The sequence below is a fragment of the Cupriavidus phytohabitans genome (assembly GCF_017815025.1).
Classification (GTDB): domain Bacteria; phylum Pseudomonadota; class Gammaproteobacteria; order Burkholderiales; family Burkholderiaceae; genus Cupriavidus.
Genome location: NZ_JAGIQB010000024.1, coordinates 54,226 through 76,181 on the forward strand (window position 1 = coordinate 54,226; position 21,956 = coordinate 76,181).

General features: G+C 66.7%; 18 protein-coding genes. 5 read left to right on the plus strand and 13 right to left on the minus strand.

The annotated features are described in order from the left end of the window. The first annotated feature begins 264 nt into the window (after positions 1–264). The 3 genes from J8I34_RS17865 to J8I34_RS17875 all read left to right on the plus strand — a co-directional run bounded on the left by J8I34_RS17865 (position 265) and on the right by J8I34_RS17875 (position 3,854). Positions 265–1,461 (plus strand): helix-turn-helix transcriptional regulator, encoded by a 1,197-nt coding sequence (locus J8I34_RS17865; protein WP_209806613.1) that lies wholly within the window; start codon positions 265–267, stop codon positions 1,459–1,461. Positions 1,462–1,656: 195 nt separating this feature from the next. Beyond that, positions 1,657–2,817, plus strand: coding sequence for an acyl-CoA dehydrogenase family protein (locus J8I34_RS17870; protein WP_209806642.1), 1,161 nt, complete (start codon positions 1,657–1,659; stop codon positions 2,815–2,817). A gap of 47 nt (positions 2,818–2,864) precedes the next feature. Then, entirely contained in the window at positions 2,865–3,854 is a 990-nt protein-coding gene (locus J8I34_RS17875; protein WP_209806615.1) for an acyl-CoA dehydrogenase family protein, read from the plus strand. A gap of 63 nt (positions 3,855–3,917) precedes the next feature. On the opposite strand, the gene J8I34_RS17880 is transcribed toward J8I34_RS17875, so the two are convergent. The 8 genes from J8I34_RS17880 to J8I34_RS17915 form a co-directional block, all read right to left on the minus strand. Beyond that, positions 3,918–5,462, minus strand: coding sequence for a SpoVR family protein (locus tag J8I34_RS17880; protein ID WP_029047273.1), 1,545 nt, complete (start codon positions 5,460–5,462; stop codon positions 3,918–3,920). Positions 5,463–5,592: 130 nt separating this feature from the next. Then, the gene (locus tag J8I34_RS17885; protein ID WP_029047274.1) at positions 5,593–6,855 is read right to left on the minus strand and encodes a YeaH/YhbH family protein; all 1,263 of its coding nucleotides are present in this window, start codon (positions 6,853–6,855) and stop codon (positions 5,593–5,595) included. 37 nt (positions 6,856–6,892) lie between these two features. After that, positions 6,893–8,815: a PrkA family serine protein kinase gene (locus J8I34_RS17890; protein ID WP_209806616.1), complete on the minus strand. Its 1,923-nt coding sequence runs from the start codon at positions 8,813–8,815 to the stop codon at positions 6,893–6,895. Between the two features lie 457 nt (positions 8,816–9,272). Then, positions 9,273–10,460 carry an acyl-CoA dehydrogenase family protein gene (locus tag J8I34_RS17895; RefSeq protein ID WP_029047276.1) on the minus strand — a complete coding sequence of 396 codons (1,188 nt, stop codon included), beginning with the start codon at positions 10,458–10,460 and terminating at the stop codon, positions 9,273–9,275. A 117-nt stretch (positions 10,461–10,577) separates the two neighbouring features. Then, positions 10,578–11,357, minus strand: coding sequence for an enoyl-CoA hydratase/isomerase family protein (locus J8I34_RS17900; RefSeq protein ID WP_209806618.1), 780 nt, complete (start codon positions 11,355–11,357; stop codon positions 10,578–10,580). Positions 11,358–11,398: 41 nt separating this feature from the next. After that, positions 11,399–12,382, minus strand: coding sequence for a Bug family tripartite tricarboxylate transporter substrate binding protein (locus J8I34_RS17905; RefSeq protein WP_209806620.1), 984 nt, complete (start codon positions 12,380–12,382; stop codon positions 11,399–11,401). 36 nt (positions 12,383–12,418) lie between these two features. Further along, complete coding sequence (locus J8I34_RS17910) at positions 12,419–14,143, minus strand: long-chain fatty acid--CoA ligase (protein ID WP_209806622.1); 1,725 nt, start codon at positions 14,141–14,143, stop codon at positions 12,419–12,421. A gap of 38 nt (positions 14,144–14,181) precedes the next feature. Then, a complete protein-coding gene (locus J8I34_RS17915) occupies positions 14,182–15,195 on the minus strand; it encodes a Bug family tripartite tricarboxylate transporter substrate binding protein (protein ID WP_209775328.1) in 1,014 nt (337 codons plus the stop codon). 277 nt (positions 15,196–15,472) lie between these two features. Between J8I34_RS17915 and J8I34_RS17920 the strand changes: the two genes are divergently transcribed. Then, complete coding sequence (locus J8I34_RS17920; RefSeq protein WP_209775329.1) at positions 15,473–16,657, plus strand: AraC family transcriptional regulator; 1,185 nt, start codon at positions 15,473–15,475, stop codon at positions 16,655–16,657. Between the two features lie 6 nt (positions 16,658–16,663). On the opposite strand, the gene J8I34_RS17925 is transcribed toward J8I34_RS17920, so the two are convergent. The 3 genes from J8I34_RS17925 to J8I34_RS17935 form a co-directional block, all read right to left on the minus strand. After that, a complete protein-coding gene (locus tag J8I34_RS17925; RefSeq protein WP_029047282.1) occupies positions 16,664–16,870 on the minus strand; it encodes a DUF6494 family protein in 207 nt (68 codons plus the stop codon). Positions 16,871–16,961: 91 nt separating this feature from the next. Further along, positions 16,962–18,212: a CaiB/BaiF CoA transferase family protein gene (locus J8I34_RS17930; protein WP_209775330.1), complete on the minus strand. Its 1,251-nt coding sequence runs from the start codon at positions 18,210–18,212 to the stop codon at positions 16,962–16,964. A 1-nt stretch (position 18,213) separates the two neighbouring features. Then, positions 18,214–19,128, minus strand: coding sequence for an SDR family NAD(P)-dependent oxidoreductase (locus tag J8I34_RS17935; protein ID WP_063241982.1), 915 nt, complete (start codon positions 19,126–19,128; stop codon positions 18,214–18,216). A 294-nt stretch (positions 19,129–19,422) separates the two neighbouring features. Between J8I34_RS17935 and J8I34_RS17940 the strand changes: the two genes are divergently transcribed. Beyond that, the gene (locus tag J8I34_RS17940) at positions 19,423–20,325 is read left to right on the plus strand and encodes a LysR family transcriptional regulator (protein ID WP_029047285.1); all 903 of its coding nucleotides are present in this window, start codon (positions 19,423–19,425) and stop codon (positions 20,323–20,325) included. 34 nt (positions 20,326–20,359) lie between these two features. On the opposite strand, the gene J8I34_RS17945 is transcribed toward J8I34_RS17940, so the two are convergent. Together J8I34_RS17945 and J8I34_RS17950 are read right to left on the minus strand one after the other, a co-directional pair. Continuing rightward, the gene (locus J8I34_RS17945) at positions 20,360–20,869 is read right to left on the minus strand and encodes a DUF2628 domain-containing protein (RefSeq protein WP_029047286.1); all 510 of its coding nucleotides are present in this window, start codon (positions 20,867–20,869) and stop codon (positions 20,360–20,362) included. A 150-nt stretch (positions 20,870–21,019) separates the two neighbouring features. Then, the gene (locus J8I34_RS17950; protein WP_029047287.1) at positions 21,020–21,487 is read right to left on the minus strand and encodes an MgtC/SapB family protein; all 468 of its coding nucleotides are present in this window, start codon (positions 21,485–21,487) and stop codon (positions 21,020–21,022) included. Between the last annotated feature and the right edge of the window lie 469 nt (positions 21,488–21,956).

A 21,956-nucleotide genomic window follows, 5' to 3' on the forward strand; every position in this document is an offset into this window, starting at 1 on the left:
CTTTCGCTGCAAAGCAGCAATTGGCGCGGCCTCCAGCCATGCGCTACGTCTGCAATCCGTGTTTTCCCTCCCGACACGGGGGACAAAACAAACAACATTGTTTGGCATGATTGCCTTAGCGCAGCCATGAGACATCGCGGGACAGCTGCAACAGCCGCATCAGCGCATGTACAGAACGCCAGAGCGGCACCGATAACACAAAAGGAAGTGGCCATTTGCCGTGGCACGAAGCAAGAGGCGTTTGCCACCGGGGGAAATGTGAACATGGGCGAACACCCGACTGCGGACGAGGATTTCCATCGTCTGGTCGACTCGATCTACGAGTCCGCGCTGGACGTTGCGGCAATGCCCGCGGCCCTGGACCTCTTTTCCCGATACACCTCCACCGGCAGCCCGCGCTACCTGATCTGGGACAAGCTCGCCCGCCATGCGCGCCTGGGCGTCACGCCCCACGGCTGCTTCACCAACGGCGCCAGCGTTCCCGAATGGCTGCCCAGTCCGCTCGACCTGCCCCACGCCGGCGCCCCCTGCTGCGCGCAGGCCGACACGCCTGACAGTGCCGGCTGCACGCCCATGCATGCCGCCTCGCACGATGGCGCCGTGGCCGCGAGTCCGGCGGCCACGCTGGCCTGCAGCGGACTCGAACAAGGCATCCGCCTGATCGAGAACGCCGAAGTCTGCGTGCTGATGAGCGGCACCAGCGCGGGCACCATCAGCGCCGGCCAGCGCGAGCGGCGCCTGGCCCACGTCATGCCGCATTGGGTGCGCGCCGCGCGCATGCAGCAACGCAATTTCGAGCTGAGCGGGCTGGCCAGCCTTGGCCTGGCCGGCCTCGATACCCTGGACTTTGGCGTGATGGTGCTGCAGGCCGATCTGCGCGTGCGCTACGCCAACAGCTGGGCCGAGGCGCTGGTTCAGGCTGACAGCCACCTCTCGCTGCAGGACGGCGTGCTGCGCGCCCACAGCGACACGCTGCAGGCAGTGCTGCGCAAGCTGCTCGACGGCGCGGTGCGCGGCCGCGGCGCCGAAGCCGCCTCGGGCTCCTGGATGCACATCACCTCCGGCGGGCAGCCGGTGCCGATCATCGTCACGCCGCTGGTTTCGCGCCAGCCGGTGGAAGGCCCGTGGCAATTGCCGGCCGCGATGATGCTGTTCGGCAATTCGGAATCGCGTTCGGTGCTCGATGCGGGCGTGCTGACCTCGCTGTTCGGGCTGTCGCGCAAGGAAAGCATCATCGCCATCCGGCTCGCGGCCGGCGAGACGCTGAATGAAATCGCCGAGCGCGAGTTCCTGTCGCCACATACAGTGCGCGTGCATATTCGCGATACGCTGCGCAAGACCGGCACGCATCGCCAGTCCGAGCTGGTGCGCCTGCTGCACCTGCTGCCGGGTGTCAATCTCGACCGCGGCGGCGTGACCTCGGCGGCCCGGCCGCGTGCGCCGCGATCGGGAACGGCCTGAAGCCCTGGCAGCGATCCCGGGCGCCCCGGGCGGCGGCACCTCCATATCGAATCGGTATCGCTTCCCAATAAATCAATATTGGACTGGCGCTCGACGCGTGAACTACGCTGTGGCCCACCCTGAGCCATCCGGAATGCAAGGCAGCAGCAGCCGCGTTCCGCCGGGGCTCGCGTGCCACAGCTACCGGACTTCACCGTGACCGCCTTGCTTTCCACCTTCGACCTGACGCCCCTGCCGCCGCACGCGCTCGCGTTCCGCGCCGAGGTACGCGCCTTTCTTGACGAGCACCTGCCCGCCCTGCCGCCGGAAACCCGCGCGCGCTCGTGGATGGGGTTCGATGCGGCGTTCAGCCGCGCACTGGCGGCGCGCGGCTGGGTCGGCATCACGCTGCCGGCGCAATATGGCGGCGCCGGCCTCGATCCTTACTCACGCTTCGTGCTGGTGGAGGAGCTGCTGGCCCGCGGGGCGCCGGTGTCGGCGCACTGGATCGCCGACCGCCAGAGCGGCCCGCTGATCCTGCGCTACGGCAACGACGCGCAGAAAGCGCGCTACCTGCCCGCAATTTGCCGGGGCGAGGCGTTCTTCTGCATCGGCATGAGCGAGCCGAACTCCGGCTCCGACCTCGCCAGCGTGACGACACGCGCCATGCGTCAGCCTGATGGCACCTGGCGCCTGGGCGGCCGCAAGATCTGGACGACCAACGCCGACCGCTGCCATTTCATGATCGCGCTGGTGCGCACCTCCGGCACGCCGCAGGACCGCCAGTCGGGCCTGTCGCAGTTCATCGTCGACCTGCACGCGCCCGGCGTCTCGGTGCGGCCGATCCACGACCTGGCGGGCGACGCGCACTTCTCCGAGGTCACCTTCGACGACGTCGTGCTGGCCCAGGATGCGCTGGTTGGGCAGGAAGGCAGCGGCTGGGAGCAGGTCAACGCCGAACTCGCGTTCGAGCGCAGCGGCCCCGAGCGGCTGTACTCCAGCGTGGTGCTGCTCGACACCTGGCTTGACGCCATGCGCCGCCTGCCGCCGGCACGGCGCGACACGGTGACCGCGGGCCGCCTCGCGGGGCACCTGGCGGTGCTGCGCGCGATGTCGCTGGCGGTGACCGCGCGCCTGGCGGCCGGTGAAAGCCCGGTGGTCGAGGCCGCGCTGGTCAAGGACCTGGGCACGACCTTCGAGCAATTGGTGCCGGCGCTGGTGGAAGCGGCGCTGGGCGACGAACCGGCACTGGCCGCCGACGGCGCGCTGTACCGCACGCTGGCCTACGTCACGCAGATCGCCCCGTCGTATTCGCTGCGCGGCGGCACGCGCGAGATCCTGCGCGGCATGATCGCGCGCGGCCTCGGCCTGCGCTGAAGCGCTGCCGCACCGCCCCGACGCCCTGCACCCCGACGAGACCCATCATGCATAACGCTTACTCCGACGCCCTCGACGCGCTGCTGCGCGATTGCTGCACGCCCGCCACGGTCCGCGCGCTGGAACGGCAGGCCGATCCCTGTCCTTTGTGGCAAACGCTGCGCGGCAGCGGCTTTGCCGACTGCCTGCTGCCCGAGGCCGCCGGGGGCGCCGCGCTGCCGCTGCCTGAACTGGCCCCGGTGCTGTTCGTCACCGGCCGCCATGTCCTGCCGCTGCCGCTGGCGCAAACCATCTTCGCCCGCGCCGTGCTGCACGCGCATGGTATCGACCTGCCCGACGGACCCATCGCCCTGGCGGGATTCGACGAGGGCGCGCCCGCGGCGCTCGTCGCCGACGCGCGCCATGCCCAGTGGTTCCTGGTGCAGGACGGCGAGCGTTGCCTGCTACTGCCGGCGGCCGACGCGCGCGCCGAGCCCACCGGCGCGCACGCCGACCTGACTTTGCGGGTGCCGCGCCCGGACGCGGACACGCCGGCTGCGTTCCGCCTGGCGCCGGGCACGCTGCGCTCCCTCGGCGCCTGCCTGCACGCGGTGCAGCTGGCCGGGGCGCTGTCGCGGGTGCTCGACCTGACGCTGCAGTACGCCAACGACCGCCAGCAGTTCGGCCGCGCCATCGGCAAGTTCCAGGCGATCCAGCACCAGGTCAGCGAGATGGCCGAGCACGTGGCGGCAGCGCGCGTGGCGGCGCAGCTCGCCTGCGACAGCAGCACCGGGCAGCCCGGCCGCCTGCGCGCCGCGATCGGCAAGCTGCGCGCCAGCGATGCCGTCACGCCGGTGGCGGCCATCGCCCATGCGGTGCACGGCGCGATCGGGATCACGGAGGAATACGACCTGCAGCTCTACACGCGCCGGCTGCATGCCTGGCGCGTGGCGGACGGGTCGGAGCGCTGGTGGAGCCGCGTGCTGGGCGAGGCGGCGTTCGCCGACACGGACAGCCGCGCAGTCGAACTGGTGCGCGGATGGTGCGAGTGCGAGTAAAAGTGCAAGCGCGCGCGTTGCCTGACTCAGGCAACGCGCGCGCTTGCTCGGCGGATGAGGCGCTCAGGCGGCCAGGCTCAGGCCGCCGTGCGGCTTGCGATGCCGGCGCTCCGGCTTGCACTCGTACTTGAGTTCGGTGCGCCCGTCCTCATAGGCTACTTCCAGCCGCACGGTAAAGCCCCACAGCCGCGTCAGGTGCCGCACCACTTCGTCGAAGTTGTGCGCCAGCGGCCGGCGGTCATTCTGCAGGTGGCGCAGCGTCAGTGAGCGGTCGCCGCCGATATCGACATTGGTGACCTGGATATTGGGCTCCATGGTCGACAGGTCATACTGCGCCGCCATCAGCTGGCGGATCGCGCGATAGCCCTCGTCGTCGTGGATGGCGGTGACGCGCAGCTTGCCCTCGCGGTCGTCGTCAAGCACCGAGAAAAGCTTCAGTTCGCGGATCACGCGCGGCGACAGGAACTGCAGCAGGAAGCTCTCGTCCTTGAAGTTGCGCATCGCAAAGTCCAGCGTCGTGCGCCAGTCGCTGCCCGCAATCTCCGGCGCCCAGCGGTAGTCCTCGTCGGTCGGGTTCTCGCACATGCGGCGCAGGTCCTGGAAGATCAGGAAGCCCACCGTGTATGGATTCAGCCCGCTGTAGTAGGGGCTGTGGTACGGCGGCTGGTAAATCACGTTGGTATGGGCCTGCAGCAGCTCCATCATGAAGGCGTCGTTGACCAGCTTTTCTTCGTAGAGCTGGTGGATGATGGTGTAGTGCCAGAACGTTGCCCACCCTTCGTTCATCACCTTGGTCTGGCGCTGCGGGTAGAAGTACTGTGCGATCTTGCGCACGATGCGCACGATCTCGCGCTGCCACGGCGCCAGCTTGGGCGCGTTCTTCTCGATGAAGTACAGCAGGTTCTCCTGCGGCTCCGGCGGGAACGTCATTTCCGGCGTTTCGTCCTCGGCCGTCAGCGCATGCGGGCGGTGCTTGGGCAGCGTGCGCCACAGGTCGTTGACCTGCATCTGCAGGTAGTTCTCGCGATCGGCCTGGCGCGCCTTCTCTTCGGTGATGGAGAGCTTCTTGGGCCGCTTGTAGCGGTCCACGCCGTAGTTCTGCAAGGCGTGGCAGGAGTCGAGCAGCAACTCCACTTCCTGTTCGCCGTAGCGCTGCTCGCACTCGGCCACGTAGTTCTTGGCAAACAGCAGGTAATCGACGATGGCGTCCGCGTTGGTCCAGGTGCGGAACAGGTAGTTGCCCTTGAAGAAGGAATTGTGGCCGTAGCAGGCATGCGCGATCGTCAGCGCCTGCATCGGCATGGTGTTCTCCTCCATCAGGTAGGCGATGCAGGGATTGGAGTTGATGACGATCTCGTAGGCCAGGCCCATGTGGCCGCGCTGGTAGCTGCGCTCCGACGCCAGGAAGTGCTTGCCGTAGGACCAGTGGTTGTAGCCCACCGGCAGGCCCGCCGACGCGTAGGCGTCCAGCATCTGCTCGGCCGTGATGATCTCGATCTGGTTGGGGTAGGTATCCAGCCCGAATTCGCCGGCGATGCGGGCGATCTCGCGGTCATACCGGTTGACCAGCTCGAAGGTCCATTCCGAACCCGTGGACAGATAAGCCATCTTTGCCCCTTGTTGCGGGCAAGGCCGCCGACCGCGCAGGCGCGCACTGGCGCGCCGCGTGGTCCGCGTTGCCTTGCCACCAGACTTCACTGCGGCCTTCGCTGCCGGTTGCCGCGGCAGCAGGCCCCAACTAAGCCGCCCGCTTCTGGAACAGGTCGTGCAGCACCGGGTAGATCTCGTCCGCGCCGATGATGCGCTGCATCGCAAAGTGCTCGAACTGGCTCTTGACCGTCAGATACTCTTCCCAAAGGTTCTGCGGCTCCTCGGACGCCACTTCCACGTATGCATAGTACTGCACCAGCGGCAGGATCGACTCGCGCAGCAGGCGGCCGCACAGCTCGGAATCGCCGGCCCAGTTGTCGCCGTCGGAGGCCTGCGCGCAGTAGATGTTCCACTGGCTTGGCGGATAACGGTCATGGACCACTTCCACCATCAGCTTCAGCGCGCTCGACACCACGGTACCACCGGACTCGCGCGAGTGGAAGAAGTCTTCCTCTTCTACCTCCTTGGCCACCGTGTGATGCCGGATGAACACCACGTCGATACGCTCGTAGTTGCGCTTCAGGAACAGGTACAGCAGCATGAAGAAGCGCTTGGCCAGGTCCTTGCGGCTCTCGTCCATCGAGCCGGACACGTCCATCAGGCAGAACATCACCGCCTGGGCCTGCGGGCGCTTCTTGAGCACGCGGTTGTTGTAGCGCAGGTCGAGCTTCTCGATAAAAGGCACGCGGTCGATGCAGGCACGCAGGTGCCGCATCTTCTCCATCAGTTCAAGCGTGCCTTCGGCGTAGGGGCCGTCCTTGTCCAGCGCCTCGGCATACTCCAGCTCCAGGTCGCGCAGGCGCTTCTGGTAAGGGCTGGACAAGGCGATGCGCCGCCCGATCGAGCTGCGCATGGTGCGCAGGATCGACAGGTTGGACGGTGTGCCGTCAATGGAATAGCCGGCGCGCACCTTGCGCACTTCGGCGATCTTGGCAAGGTGGCGCTTGGCCAGGTCCGGCAGCGCCATGTCCTCGAAGAAGAAATTGAGGAAATCCTCGCGCGACAGCGTGAAGACGAAATCGTCCTCGCCTTCGCCGCTGTCGCTGGCCCGCGAACCGCTCCCGCCACCGCCCTGCTGCTGGCGGTCGAAGGAATCACCCTTGACGAACTTCTTGTTGCCAGGGTGAATCCACTCGCGCCGGCCGCCCGGGCCGTGGTGGAAGATCGGTTCGGTGATGTCCTTGACCGGAATGGACACCTGGCCGCTCTGCTCGATGTCCATGATCTTCCGGCCGGACACCGCCTTTGCCACCGCCTGCCGTATCTGTTCGCGGTAGCGCTTGATGAAGCGTTGCTGGTTGACGGCACTCTTGTTGCCGCCGTTCTCGCGCCGATCGATGACCGTAGCCATATGTTGCCCTCGTTGAGAGACTGCTTCCGCGGCGCCGTTACGATGATTTTCTTACGCGCAGATACCACTCCACCAAAAGTCTCACTTGCTTGGGCGTGTACCCCTTCTCGACCATGCGGTTGACGAAGTTCTCGTGCTTGTCCTGGTCTTCGCGAGAAGACTTGGCGTTGAACGAGATCACCGGCAGCAGATCCTCCGTGGTGGAGAACATGCGCTTTTCGATCACCATCCGCAGCTTTTCATAGCTGGTCCAGACCGGGTTCTTGCCCGCGTTGTTGGCACGCGCCCGCAGCACGAAGTTGACGATCTCGTTGCGGAAGTCCTTCGGGTTCGAGATACCCGCCGGCTTTTCCACTTTCTCCAGCTCGTCGTTCAGCGCGTTGCGGTCGAGGATTTCGCCAGTGTTGGGATCTCGATATTCCTGGTCCTGGATCCACAGGTCGGCAAATACCACATAGCGGTCGAAGATGTTCTGGCCATATTCGGAGTACGACTCCAGGTAAGCGGTCTGGATCTCCTTGCCGATGAACTCCACGAACGGCGTGGTCAGGTACTCCTTGATGTACGACAGCAGCTTGGCTTCCTGCTCCGGCGGGAACTGCTCGCGCTCGATCTGCTGCTCGAGCACGTATAGCAGGTGCACCGGGTTGGCCGCCACTTCGGTGTTGTCGAAGTTGAAGACCTTGGACAGGACCTTGAACGCGAAGCGCGTCGACAGCCCGTTCATGCCCTCGTCGATGCCGGCGTAGTCGCGGTATTCCTGGTACGACTTCGCTTTCGGGTCCACGTCCTTCAGGCTCTCGCCGTCATAGACGCGCATCTTCGAGAAGATATTGGAATTCTCGGGCTCCTTGATGCGCGTGAGCACCGCGAACTGCGCCATCATCTTCAGCGTGTTCGGCGCGCACGGCGCCGCCGACAGTGAACTGCAGCGCAGCAGCTTGTCGTAGATCTTCACCTCGTCGGACACACGCAGCACGTACGGCACCTTGACGATGTAGATACGGTCCAGGAATGCCTCGTTGTTCTTGTCCGACTTGAAGGTGGTCCACTCCGCCTCGTTCGAGTGCGCCAGGATGATGCCGTCGAACGGGATCGCGCCGAAGCCTTCCGTGCCCTTGTAGTTGCCTTCCTGGGTCGCGGTCAGCAGCGGGTGCAGCACCTTGATCGGCGCCTTGAACATTTCGACGAACTCGAGCAGGCCGCGGTTGGCCAGGCACAGGCCGCCGGAATACGAGTACGCATCCGGATCGTCCTGCGGGAAGTCCTCGAGCTTGCGGATGTCCACCTTGCCCACCAGCGACGAGATGTCCTGGTTGTTCTCGTCGCCCGGCTCGGTCTTCGAGATCGCGATCTGGGACAGCACCGACGGGCGCAGCTTCACCACCTTGAACCTGGTGATGTCGCCGTTGAACTCGTGCAGGCGCTTGACTGCCCATGGCGAGGCAATCGTGTTCAGGTAGCGGATCGGGATACCGTAGTCCTCTTCCAGGATCTTGCCGTCTTCTTCCGGCGAGAACAGACCCAGGGGCGACTCGTGGATCGGCGAACCTTTCAGCGCGTAGATGGGGATCTGTTCCATCAACGCCTTGAGCTTCTCCGCAAGCGACGACTTGCCGCCGCCGGGAGGCCCGAGCAGATACAGGATCTGCTTGCGTTCTTCCAGGCCCTGCGCGGCGTGCTTGAAGAACGAGACGATCTGCTCGATCGTGTCCTCCATGCCGTAGAAATCGCGGAAGGCCGGATAGATCCGGATGACCTTGTTGAAGAACAGCCGGGACAGCCTCGGATCGTGGTGGGTATCCACCAGTTCAGGCTGGCCGATCGCGGCGAGCATGCGTTCGGCAGCGGTCGCGTAGGAAGTGGGATCCTTCTTGCAGATCTCCAGGTACTCCTGGATGCTGTATTCCTCTTCCTTGCGGGCTTCGAAGCGCGTAGCGTAATGGCCGAAAATGTCCATACCTCACTCCCGTCAGAGTTCACATCCGAGGCGAAGGTAGTTCTACCCTTCAAGACTTCGCAAGTTCCGCGGTTCGCCACCCCGGCTTGACGACCGGTGAATGTTGCGAAGACTTTACTTCATCATAGTCAAATAACGGCGATGGTGGAGTCCGAGTTGACGAATCTTGCATCGACGCAACGCTTGATTCCACGCTGCATTTATCGCCTGATTCCGCTGGTGGCGCTGTCAGCTTTTGGCTGATATTTCCACTCGGTGCCACACCCCGCGCGCGACGGGCCATTGACCATGCTTGTGACACACCTTACACCTTTCCGCAGATCCGTGCACAGCCGGTTTTGTAACCGGAAACACAAAAGCCGGCACAGGTGCCGGCCTTTATGTTGGTTGCAGAATCAGCTCGGACGCGCATCAGCATACGCACAGTGCTGATGCCAGCAAGCACTGCGCACGGCCATCAGAGCGTGCGTGCCACCAGCTCTTTCATGATCTCGTTGGAGCCGCCGTAGATCTTGCCGACGCGTGCGTTGGCGTACATGCGTGCGATCGGATATTCCAGCATGTAGCCGTAGCCGCCGTGCAACTGCAGGCACTCGTCGATGATCTCGCAATTCTTTTGCGTGCACCACCACTTGGCCATCGCGGCGGTCGCGGCATCCAGCGTACCCGCCATCAGGCGCATCATGCAGTCGTCGACGAAGGTGGCGGCGATGGTCGCCTCGGTCTTGCACTCGGCCAGGCGGAAGCGGGTGTTCTGCAGGTCGGCCAGCGCCTGCCCGAAGACCTTGCGCTCGCGCACGTATTCGGTGGTGAGCTCGATCGCGCGCTGCATCGATGCGGTCGCGCCCAGCGCGATGATCATCCGCTCCTGCGGCAGCTGCTGCATCAGTTGGTAAAAACCCTGCCCTTCCTGCTCGCCGAGCAGGTTCTCGCACGGCACCAGCACGTCGTCGAAGAAAAGTTCGGCGGTGTCCTGGCCCTTCTGCCCGATCTTCTCCAGGATGCGGCCGCGGCGGAATCCCTCGAGGTCGCGCGTCTCGATCATGATCAGCGAGACGCCGCGCGAGCCGGCTTCCGGATCGGTCTTGGCGACCAGGCACACGAGGTCGGCGTGGTAACCGTTCGTAATAAACGTCTTTGCACCGTTTATGCGATAGCAATCTCCATTGGCGGTCTTTTCGCGCACCGCGCGGGTGCGTACCGATTTGAGGTCCGAGCCGGCGCCAGGTTCCGACATGGCGATGGCCGCGACCATCTCGCCGCTGGCCATCTGCGGCAGCCATTTCTTCTTCTGCGCTTCGGTGCCGTAGTTGAGCAGGTAATGTGCCACGATGCCGCTGTGCACGTTGTTGCCCAGGCTGGTGAAGATGGCGCGCGCCATCTCGCGCGTGATCACGGCTTCATGCGCGAAGTTGCCCCCGCCGCCGCCGTATTCTTCCGGGATGCTGGCACACAGCAGGCCGGCCTGGCCGGCGCGGCGCCACACTTCGCGGTCGATGTAGCCCTGCGCGGCCCAGCGCGCTTCGTTAGGCGCCAGCTCGCGCTCGATAAAGCGGCGTACGGTGTCCTGGAACATTTCCAGGTCTTCGGTCATCCAGGGAGTCTGGCGTGCGGCGGGCGCCGCATGTTGGTGTTGGGATGCCATAGGTGTGCGGATACGAGGGTAGACGGGTGATCGACAGTGGCAAGCGACGCCTGGCGTGGCCTGCCTGTATACGTAAACAATGGGTCGCCATGCTGCAGAGCAGCATGGCAGCGGCGCTCAGCCAGGCCAGCGGTAGCGCAGCGGCTGCTTGGCCATGAAGCGGTCTGCAGCCTCGCGGCGGTAGCCGGTGGAGAAGGCGATGCCCTGTCCGTCCGCTTCCATCGCCAGCATGGTGTGCAGGTCCTGGTTGAGCGATGCGTTCAGCGCCTGCTTGGTCAGGCCCACCGCGACCGGCGAGGCCTCGGTGAAGGCGCGCGCCAGCGCCTGCGCGCGGCCGGCCAGGCTTTCCTCCGGCACGATTTCCATGACAATGCCAAGGTCTTGGGCGGCCTCGGCATCGAGTTCGCGCATCGAGAACATCAGCGCCTTGGCGCGTTGCACGCCGATCATCCGGGGCAATGTGTAGAAAACGCCACAGTCGGGGATCAGGCCCATGCGCAGGAACGGCAGCCCGAAACGCGCCCGCGGCGTGGCCAGGATGATGTCGGCGGTCAGCGCCAGGCTGAAGCCGGCACCGTAGGCCGCGCCGTCGACCGCGGCAATGACCGGCACGTCGAGCTGGATCAGGTCTTCCAGCCAGCCGTGCGCCTGCTGGAGCCGGCGGCGGCCTTGCGGCGCGTCGATCTCCACCTGCATCGAGCTGATGTCGCCGCCCGAGCAGAAGTCGGTGCCGGCGCCGGTCAGGATCATCGCGCGCACGCTCTCGTCGGCACGCACCTGGCGGATGGCTTCGCCGATTTCGCCGCGCATCGGGATCGACAGCGCGTTCTTGCGCTCGGGGTAGTTCAGGGTCAGGGTGGCGATGCCGTCTTCGATGGCAAAGCGGATGGTTTCCATGGATAGACTCCGGTATGCGGTGCCGTGGCCGGCAGTGCCGCTCAGTCGAGCTGGATGTTGGCGTCGCGCACGATCTTTGCCCACTTGGGCATGTCGCCGCTGACCACCTCGGCCAGCTCCTGCGGGGTCGAGCCGACCGGCTGCAGGCCCATGCCGGCCAGCTTCTGCGAAACCTCGGGCAGTTTCACGATGCGTGCGGTCTCGGCCGCCAGCCTGGCGGTCACGTCCTTCGGCGCGCCGGCGGGCAGGAACAGCGCGAACCAGCCGTTGGGTTCAAACCCTTTCAGGCCCAGCTCGGCGAAGGTCGGCACATTGGGCAGCGCCTTGTAACGCTGGCTGCCGGTGATGCCGAGGATCCTGAACTTGTTGCTGCCCAGGTAGGGATTGGCCGAGGTCACGTCGACAAAGGCCGAATCCACCTGCCCGCCGAGCACGTCGCTCATCAGCGGCGCGGCGCCCTTGTACGGGATATGGGCCAGGTCGATGCCGGCCTGCTGGCGCAGCAGCTCGCCATGCAGGTGCGACGAGGTGCCGTTGCCGTAGGAGCCGTAGCTGAGCTTGCCGGACTTGGCCAGCGCCAGGAACTCTCGCATGTTGCTGGCCGGCACGCGGTTGGGCACGACGAACAGGTCCGAGGACTTGGCGATCAGCGACACCGGCGTGAAGTCCCTGGCCGCGTCGTACGGCATGCGCTTGTACAGGCTGGGCGACTGGATCATCGCCGTGATCGCCAGCAGCAGCGTGTAGCCGTCGGCCGGCGCCTTGGCGACGGTGTCGTTGCCGAGCATGCCGCTGGCACCGGGCTTGTTCTCCACCACCACCGGCTGGCCCAGGATCTCGGCCAGGCGCTGGCCGACCAGGCGGCCGACGGTATCGGTGCCGCCGCCGGCGGGATACGGCACGATCAGGCGGATCGGCTTGCTCGGATAGGGTTGCTGGGCGAAGGCCCGGCCGGTGGTGCCGAGGATGGCCGCGCCGGCCAGGGTGCCGGCCTGCGCCAGCCAGTTGCGTCTGCTTTGCTGCATGCTGTGTCTCTCTTTGTTCTGTGTTTCGCCGCGCGCTCAGGCGCGCGGGGCTTCGGCCTGCATCTCGCGTTCCTGCAGGGCGCGCCACTGGATCTTGCCGGTGCCCGACTTGGGCAGCGCCTCGACGAACTCGACGATGCGCGGCACCTTGTAGGCGGCCAGCCGCTCACGGCACCAGGCCATGATGCGTTCGGGATCGGCCTCGGCGGTGCCGCGCGCCTCGGGGCGCAGCGCGATCACCGCCTTGACGGTCTCGCCGCGGCGCTCGTCGCGGGCGGCGATCACGCAGGCCTCGTGGATGGCCGGGTGGCCATACAGCAGGTTCTCCACCTCGGCGGGCCAGACCTTGAAGCCGGAGGCGTTAATCATGCGCTTGAGGCGGTCGCGCATGAAGAAGTAGCCCTCTTCGTCCATGAAGCCCAGGTCGCCGGTGCGCAGGAAGCGCTTGCCGTCGAGCTCGACGAACGAAGCCTCGTTGGCTTCGGGGTTGCGCCAGTAGCCCTGCATCACCTGGCCGCCATGCGCGACGATCTCGCCGGTCTGGCCTTGCGGCAGCTCTGCCAGGGTCTGCGGGTCGATCACGCGCGCATCGACGCCGAAGGTGGCGATGCCCAGGCATTCGCGCTTGGGCTTGTGGCGCGGGTTGGACAGCAGGAACGAGGCGGTCTCGGTCATGCCGTAGGCCTCGACGTAAGGCAGGCCGAAGCGCTCCTGCAACATGTTGGCGACCGCGTCGGGCATGGCGGCGCCGCCGCCGCCGAGGAAGGCCAGGCTCGACAGGTCGCGCTGCGCGATGCCGGGCTGGGAGAAGAAGTCCACCATCATGGCCGGCGGCGCGCCCCATACCGAGGCGCGGTAGCGCTCGATCAGGTCGGCGGCCAGCGCCCGGTCCCAGCGCGGCATCAGCACCACGGTGGCGCCGAGGTAGATCGGCGAATTCATGCAGTTCTGCATGCCGAGCAGGTGGAACATCGGCGCCACCGCCAGCACCACCGATTCGGGCGTGCTGCTGCGCCAGATCTGCGAGCCGACCGCGGCGGTCATCATGGTGCCGTGCGTATGCATGCAGCCCTTGGGGTTGCCGGTGGTGCCCGAGGTGTAGGCCAGCATGCACAGCGTGTCGAAGCCGGCCTGGTGCGGCAGCGCGCGATGCCCGGCCGCGCTGGCGGCATCCCATGCCACCGGCATCGCGCCGGATGGCGCCGCCCGCAGCGCCGGCGCTGGCTCGCGCAGCCATGCCGGCACCGGCAGGCCGCCGTCGTCGCGCAGCATGCCGGCATAGTCGTGCACGATCACGTGGCGCAGGGCCGGGCCATGCAGCGGCGACAGGCACTGGTACAGCTCGCTGCCGGCGAAGGCGGCGACCGCGCCGCTGTCGGAGACCACGTGCGCCAGCTCGGCCTCCAGCCACATCGGGTTGGCCGGCACCACCACGCCTTCGGCGCGCAGGATCGCGTAGTAGGCCATGATGAACTGCGGGCAGTTCTGGCTGAACAGCAGCACACGGTCGCCGGGCTGGATGCCGCAGGCCTGCTGCAGGTAGCCGGCCATGCGCTCGATCTCGTCCTGCAGCTGCGCGTACGAGATCGAGGTGCCGAAGTACTGGATCGCGGTCTTGTCCGGATAGCGGCGCGCGGCGGCCTCGACGTTGTAGTACAGGCTGGTGCGCGGCGTGTGCAGCGTGGCGGGCAAGCCTGGCGGCCAGGCCGGCGACCGGGCCAGGGATTGGAACGGCAGGTTGGTACTTGTAGCAGGCTTCATTTGCAGCAGGTCAGCGGTTCAATTCGGAATATGGAAAATCAGTCCAGCCGGATGTTGTTGACGCGGATCACCTTGCCCCAGCGGGCGTAGTCGGTCCGCACGGTCTGCGCAAAGGCGTCGGGGGTGCTGCCGGTCAGCACGATCCCCATTTCGCCCATGCGCTTGCGCAGCTCGGGCTGGGCCAGCACGCGGTTGACCTCGGCGGCATACTTGTCGACTACCGCGCGCGGCGTCGCCGCCGGCAGGAACAGGCCGAACCAGCCCTGGCCGTCCATGCCGGCCACGCCGGCTTCACGGAAGGTCGGCACGTCCGGCAGTTGCGGCGAGCGCGCCGCGCCGGTCACGGCAAGCGCGCGCAGGCGGCCCGAGGCGTTGTGCGGCTTGGCGCCCATCACGGAAATGATGGCGGCCGGCACCTGGCCACCGAGCAGGTCGTTCAGCTCCGGCGCCTCGCCCTTGTACGAGACGTGCACCATGTCGAGCTTGGCCGACTCCTTGAAGATCTCGCCGTACAGGTGGCCGCTCGAGCCGGTGCCGTACGAGCCGTAGGAGAACTGCTTCGGCTTGGCGCGGACCAGCTCGATGAATTCCTTGATGTTGTTGGCAGGCACGGCGCTGTGCACGGCAAAGACCAGGTTGGTGGTGCCAAGCTCCGACACCGGCACGAAATCCTTGACCGGGTCGAACGGCGGCTTGGCGTAGAGGCTGGGCGCCTGCACCAGCGTGGTAATCGTCAGCAGCGCGGTATAGCCGTCGGCCTCGGCGCGGGCCACGGCTTCGGAGCCGATCATGCTGCTGGCGCCCGGGCGGTTCTCCACCACCACGGGGCGCTTCCAGGCCTTGCCCAGGCCGTCCGCCACCGCGCGCCCCAGCACGTCGGTGGCGCCGCCGGCCGGGTATGGCACCACCAGCCGCACGGTCTTGTTCGGGAAGGCTGCCTCGGCCCAGGCCGTGCCCGAGGTCAGCAGCCCCACGCCCGCCGCCGCCAGCAATCCTGCCCCGAAGCGCCTCAATGCATCGCGAAGATCCGCACTACGACGATTTGCCTGCATCTGTTGTCTCCTTTGGTTTTTTGCCGGGGCGGCTGGGGCCACTGGCCCCGGCTCACCCGGTACTGGCCGCCTTGGCGGGCCGGTTCTTGTATTAGCCGGAGAGTGCGCGATGCTGCGGTGCGTGGACAATGACCAGACGGGCCAAAATGATTGGCCGAATCGTTCAGGCAAAAGGCAGGCTTTGGCAAATCCCGATTGTGCGGTGCAGCCGGCGCTTGATAAGGTGGCGCAAAGACCGGAAATGCCCGCGCCGGCGCGTCACCTGACGAGGAGACCCATGCACACCGCTGTCCTGCCATCGCTGCGCCCGCCAGTACCGGGCAAGCTGCACATTGCCGGCGCCCTGACGCAGGGTCCGGTGCCCGCCAGCGCGCGCCTGCCCGGCTCGGCACAAGCCGGGGGAACCGTGGCAGCCGTGACTGCGCAGGCCCCGGCACGCCACACAGTCGCCATCCAGCACGTGCACCGCATCCTTCAGGGTGCGCGCCGCCTCGGCCACGACGTCGACGCATTGCTGCGCCGCGCCGGCGTTTCGCCGGCACTGCTGGCCTCCCCCAGCGCGCGTGTGACCCAGGGGCAGTATGCGGCGCTGATCCGCACGCTGCGCCGCGTCATGCGCGACGAGCTGTGGGGGCTGCTGGACCGGCCGGTCCCGCCCGGCACGTTCGCCCAGACGGCGCGGGCGATGATCCATTGCGCCACGCTGGAAGACGCGATCCACGCCGCCATGCGCCTGTACCGGCTGCATCTCGATGCCTTTACACCGCGCCTGCATGTCAGCGCCGACGGCAGGGTTGCCTCGATCCGGCTGCAGCGGCGCGCGCCAACCTCCGCATGCCGCAGCTTCGCGGAATCGACCTTTGTGTTCCAGGGCTATGCGCTGGTGAGCTGGCTGGTGGCGCAGCATATCCCGCTGCTGCGCGTCGACCTGGCCAACGAACGCCCGCAGGGCTGCAGCGACACCGAACGCGTGTTCAAGACCGCCGTGCACTACGGCCAGCCGGTCACGGCGCTGCATTTCGATGCCGCCTGCCTGCGCCTGCCGGTGATGCAGGACGGCGACAGCCTGCGCGCCTTCCTGCAGGAAGCGCCGCGCAACCTGCTGATCCGCTACCGCGACAGCTGCTGCCTGGCCGAACGCATCCGCCAGCACCTGCGCTCGCACCTGAACGACGAACTGCCCTCGCTCGAGCAGATGGCGCGGATGCTGCGCCTGACGCCGCAGACGCTGCGCCGCCGGCTGCGCGACGAGGGCCGCGGCTACCAGAGCATCAAGGACAGCCTGCGCCGCGATGTCGCCATCGGCATGCTGGAGCACCCCGGCATGACGCTGCAGGAAGTGGCGCTGCGGCTCGGCTTCTCGGAGCCGAGCACATTCCACCGCGCGTTCAAGAAGTGGACCGGCGTGGCGCCGGGCGAGTACCGGTTGCGGGGGCTGCGCGGCGAGCTGGAGCCGGCCTGAGCCGCGCTATTCAAGCTGGATCTCGCCGTCGAATTTCGCCTTGAGCTTTGCCGCCGGCAGTTCCAGGGTCATCGTCACCGGAAAGCGTCCGGTGGCGGAGATGGCGCCGTCGGCGATGGCCTGGGCGATCGCCTGCTCGATCTCGCGCTGTGAACTGACGCCGACGACCTTGAGGAATTTGCGGATGCTGAGGTTGAAGGTTTCCTCATCCATGTGCTGTCTCCGGAAGCTGGGCGCGCGGTGCGCCCTGGAAACAGCCTAGGCGATGCGGGGGCTTTGTGCAGGCGCCCCCGGGACCTGTGCTTCAGATGACGCCCTGCTCCCGCAGCGCGGCAATGCGTGCGGCGGACAAACCCAGCACGCCTTCCAGCACGCGCTCGGTATGTTGTCCCAGTCGCGGCGGCGGCGCATCGTACTGCACCGGCGTCGCCGACAGCCGCAACGGGCTCTTGACGGTCGGGCAAAGGCTGCCGTCGTCGCGCACCAGGTCGACCTGCAGCTCGCGGTGCCGCACCTGCGGGTCTTCCAGCACCTGGCCGTAGTCGTTGATCGGCCCGCACGGGATGCCCTGCGCTTCCAGCGCCTGGACCCAGTGGGCGGTCTCCCGCGTGCGCATGTGCGCCTCCAGCATCGGCACCAGCGTCTCGCGGTGGACGATGCGGCCGGGACCGGTGGCAAAGCGCTCGTCGGCGGCCAGGTCGGCACGTTCGATGCCGCGGCAGTAGGCCTGCCACTGCCCGTCGTTGCCCGCCGCCACGATCATGTAGCCGTCGGCGGTGGCGAACACATGGTAGGGCACCATGTTGGCGTGCGCGTTGCCATAGCGCGGCATGGCCTGGCCGGTCACACGCTGGGCGATGATCGGCGTGGCACCGACCGCCACCACCGCGTCGAGCAGCGCCATGTCGATATGCTGGCCCTCGCCGGTGCGTTCGGCATGGCGCAGCGCGGCCAGCACGGCCACCGTGGCATACATCCCGGTCAGCATGTCGACCACCGCGACGCCGACCTTCTGCGGCCCGCCGCCGGGCAGGTCGTCGCGCTCGCCGGTGACGCTCATCAGGCCGCCGAGGCCCTGGAAGATGAAGTCGTAGCCGGGCTTGTGCGCGCTCGGCCCGGTCTGGCCGTAGCCCGTGATCGAGCAATAGACGATGGCCGGGTTGACCGCCTTCAGACTGTCATAGTCCAGCCCGTAACGCTTGAGGTCACCGACCTTGTAGTTCTCCAGCACGATCTGCGACTTCGCCGCCAGTTCGCGCACGATCGCCTGCCCTTCCGGGCTGGCGATATCCAGCGTCACCGACTGCTTGCCGCGGTTGGCGCCGGCAAAGTAGGTGGCGTCGCGCGACGGCTGGCCGTTCGCATCGGGCAGCCAGGGCGGCCCCCACGATCGCGTGTCGTCGCCGGCGCCGGGGCGCTCCACCTTGATGACCTCGGCCCCCAGGTCGGCCAGGTTCTGCGCGCACCACGGTCCTGCCAGGATGCGCGACAGGTCGAGCACCCGCACGCCCTCGAGGGCGCCGCGGGTACCGGGCAGGGATTGCGCCCCCGCCATCTCAGATCGGATCCCAGCCGATCACGTCGGGCGAGCGCTCCAGCTTGAAGAAGCTGTTGCGCATCGCCGGCATGGCGATCTCGGCCACGCTTTCCGGGGTCCAGCCTTCGCTCATGTGCACCGAGCGCACCGGGCGCGGCTGGCTCATCAGCATGATCTCGTTGGCGCGCACCGCGAAGATCTGGGCGTTGACTTCAGACGCAGCGTCGCTGGCCAGGTACACCGCCACCGGGGCGATCTTGCCGGCTTCCATCTTCTGCAGCTTGGCGACGCGGGCCTTTTCTTCCGGCGTTTCAGCCGGGATCGAGCTGGTCATGCGGCTCCACGCGAACGGCGCGATGCAGTTCGAGCGCACGTTGAAACGCTGCATGTCCAGCGCGATCGACTTGGACAGCGCGGCGATGCCCAGCTTGGCCGCCGAGTAGTTGGCCTGGCCCAGGTTGCCGATCAGGCCCGAGGTCGAGGTCATGTGCACGTAGGCACCGCTCTCCTGGTCCTTGAAGTAATTGGCCGCCGCGCGGCTGACGAAGAAGGTGCCGTGCAGGTGCACGTCGATCACCGAGCGCCATTCTTCTTCATTCATCTTGAAGAACATGCGGTCGCGCAGGTTGCCCGCGTTGTTGACCACCGCGTCGATGCGGCCGAAATTGTCCAGCGCGCACTGCACGATGGCGTTGGCGCCGTTCCAGGTCGAGACGCTGTCGGTGTTAGCCACGGCCTCGCCGCCGGCGGCGCGGATTTCTTCCACCACGCGCTGCGCGGGGCCGGTGTCGCCGCCTTCCCCGGTCATCGACACGCCCAGGTCATTAACCACCACCTTGGCCCCGGCGGCGGCCATTGCCAGCGCGATGCCGCGCCCGATTCCGCCACCCGCGCCCGTCACCAGCGCGACCTTGCCTGCCATCAAACCGCTCATTGCCTTGCTCCTCTCAAATTCCCTGAAATCCTGTCGTCCGGTCACCGCTGCCATCGGTAGGGTGATCACGATGCGTACGGCGACATCGGTGTGTACGGCGCGATGATCGTCCGGATTCGCCGTTCGCATGCCGGTCCGGCCCCAATTCCGGTGCGATTATCGGCACGCCGCCTGAGGGGCGACGCCCGAGTGCTGTCATTCCGGATGTCATTGCCGCGTCGGATACGATAAATTGGCACCCGCGTCTTTGGAATTCACGAATCACAAAAGTGGCCTTTGGCCTGACGGAAGCCCATGCATTACGACCTGACCGATCTGCGCCTTTTCCTGAACGTCGGCGAGACGGAAAACCTGACCCGCGCCGCTGAGCGCAGCTTCCTGTCGCTGCCGGCGGCCAGCACCCGGATCAAGCAGCTGGAAGAGGCTTTCCAGACACAATTGCTGATCCGCCAGGTCAAGGGCGTGCGCCTTACTCCGGCTGGCGACGCGCTGCTGCGCCATGCGCGGGAGGTCTTCCGCGAGCTGGAATGCCTGCATGCCGACCTGCGTCCCTATGCCAAGGGCATCAAGGGGCGCGTGCGGTTGCTGGCCAACACCACCGCCACCAATTCCTTCCTCGCCACCGGCGTGTCGCGTTTCCTGACCGAGAATCCCGACATCGATATCGAACTGGAAGAGCATCTGTCGCAGGAAATCGTGTCGGCCATCAGCGCGGGCGCGGCCGACCTCGGCATCGTGGCGGGTGAAGTCGCGACCCAGGACCTGGACGTGATGCACCTGTGCAGCGACGAGCTGATCGTGATCGCGCCGGTGAACCACCCGCTGCCGGCGTTCAAGCGACTGCATTTCGCCGACCTGCTCGATACCTGCCGCTTCGTCGGGCTGAACCAGTTCAGCGCGATCCAGTCGTTCCTGGACCGCATCGCCAGCGGCATGGGCAAGCGCATCAGCCTGCGCATCCAGGTCGGCAGCTTCGACGCGGTCTGCCGCATGGTGGAGGCCGGTGCCGGCATCGCCATCGTGCCCAACAGCTGCGCGCGGCGCTACGCCAGCCGCAAGGTGCTGCGCTTCATCCAGCTGGAAGACGAATGGGCCAAGCGCGAGCTGCGCCTGGTCCGCCGCCCCGGGCGCGAGTTGCCCCAGTTCGCCGAAACCCTGATCCAGTACCTGGTCGACGCGTCCCGCGAGCCGGTGTAAGTGCTGGTGTAAGTGCTGGTAAAAGCGCGGCGCCCTAGCCGGCGACCAGCCCCGTGGAGTGCGCCACCAGCCCGGCCAACGGGCGCAGCGACACCGCCATGACCACCAGCAGCAGCCCCATGGCGAATACTCCCGGCCAGCTGGTGCGGCCGCAGCGCGCCAGCGAATCGTGGATCAGTTCCGGCGACCAGTGGTACTCGCGCAGGCGCCGGATGGTGGACTCGGCATGCCAGCGGTACAGCTGGTTGCCATACATGCCCAGCAGCAGCGCCAGCGCATAAAGCAGCGGCCGGGACAGCGCCAGCGGCATGTCGACGCGGAACAGCGCATGCAGCACCGGCTCCGTGCAGACGATCAGCGCATAGACGCCCACTTGCCAGTACATGCGCCGGTAGGCCATCCAGAACGGGCCCAACAGGCACGCCGCCCAGTTCCACGACATGCCGCCGCGCACCTCGGCCAGAGCCCAGCGGCCGCTGTAGTACGCGTAGCGCGGGCCCACGAAAGCGGCCAGCGCCGCATCGTCACGGATCGATGATTTCATGCCACCCCCCTGCCTGCTGCCTGCCCCGTCATCGCGGAACAGCGTCTGCACAGCATAGGCCGGTGCGCGCCGGCGCTGCGTGCGCTGGCGCGCATTGAAAGCAGATTGGCGCAAGCCGGGGGCAAGGCTCGCGTATTGTGACCCGTAGCGCTATTTCAGGCGCAGCAGGATCTGCAGGATGACCAGCGTAAAAATCGTGGCGATCACCGCCGTGGTGTCGCGCCCGAGGCCGGCCGCCACGCCGATTGCCGCCACCATCCAGATGCTGGCTGCCGTGGTCAGGCCCTTGATGTCGGCTTCGCTGTTGTGTTTCAGGATCGCACCCGCGCCCAGGAAGCCGATCCCGGCGGTCAGCCCCTGCAGCACGCGGCTGATGTCCGACAGCGGCACGCCCGCCTCCAGCGGCACCAGCACGAACAGCGCCGACCCCAGCGCCACCAGCATATGGGTGCGCAGCCCGGCGGCCTTGCCCGAGGCCTCCCGCTCATAGCCGATCAGGCCGCCCAGCACCACCGCCACGGTCAGCCGCAGCAGGATGCGGGTGGCGTCGCCGGCGTCGGACACATCGCTGAACTCGGCGCGGATGGCGCTGTAGATTTCCGACCAGACCCCGTCCATCGCTCGCCTCCAGGTGCTGTGGTACAGACCTGAGCGTAGCACGCGAAGCGGGTCCCTGGCGCTGGCCGCGCGCTCGATGCGGCGGCGCCTTACCGGTCCGTGCGGCGGCGTCCTACACGGCAAGCGGAACCTCCCCGACAGTCCCGCCGCGGGCCCGACCCTATATTGGAATCACCACGACTAGTGCAAAACAGGAGCTACACCATGCCCTACATCCTCGCCTGGCTACTTGGTGTCCCGGCCTTTGTCCTGATCCTGATCTGGCTGTTCGTACACTGACACCAACCAACCCGCGGGGCCGCGCGCCCTGCCATTCAAAGACCCGTGGAATACCGCGGAAACGCCCGGCACAGCCGGGCGTCTTGCATTACGCGACCCGCTGCGCAACCAGGTGCATAGCGCGCCGCAAGCGCTTCCGGCGGCCCTAAGCCGCTCTTTCGCAAATCCGAATTTCGGCGAGCCGGGGGGT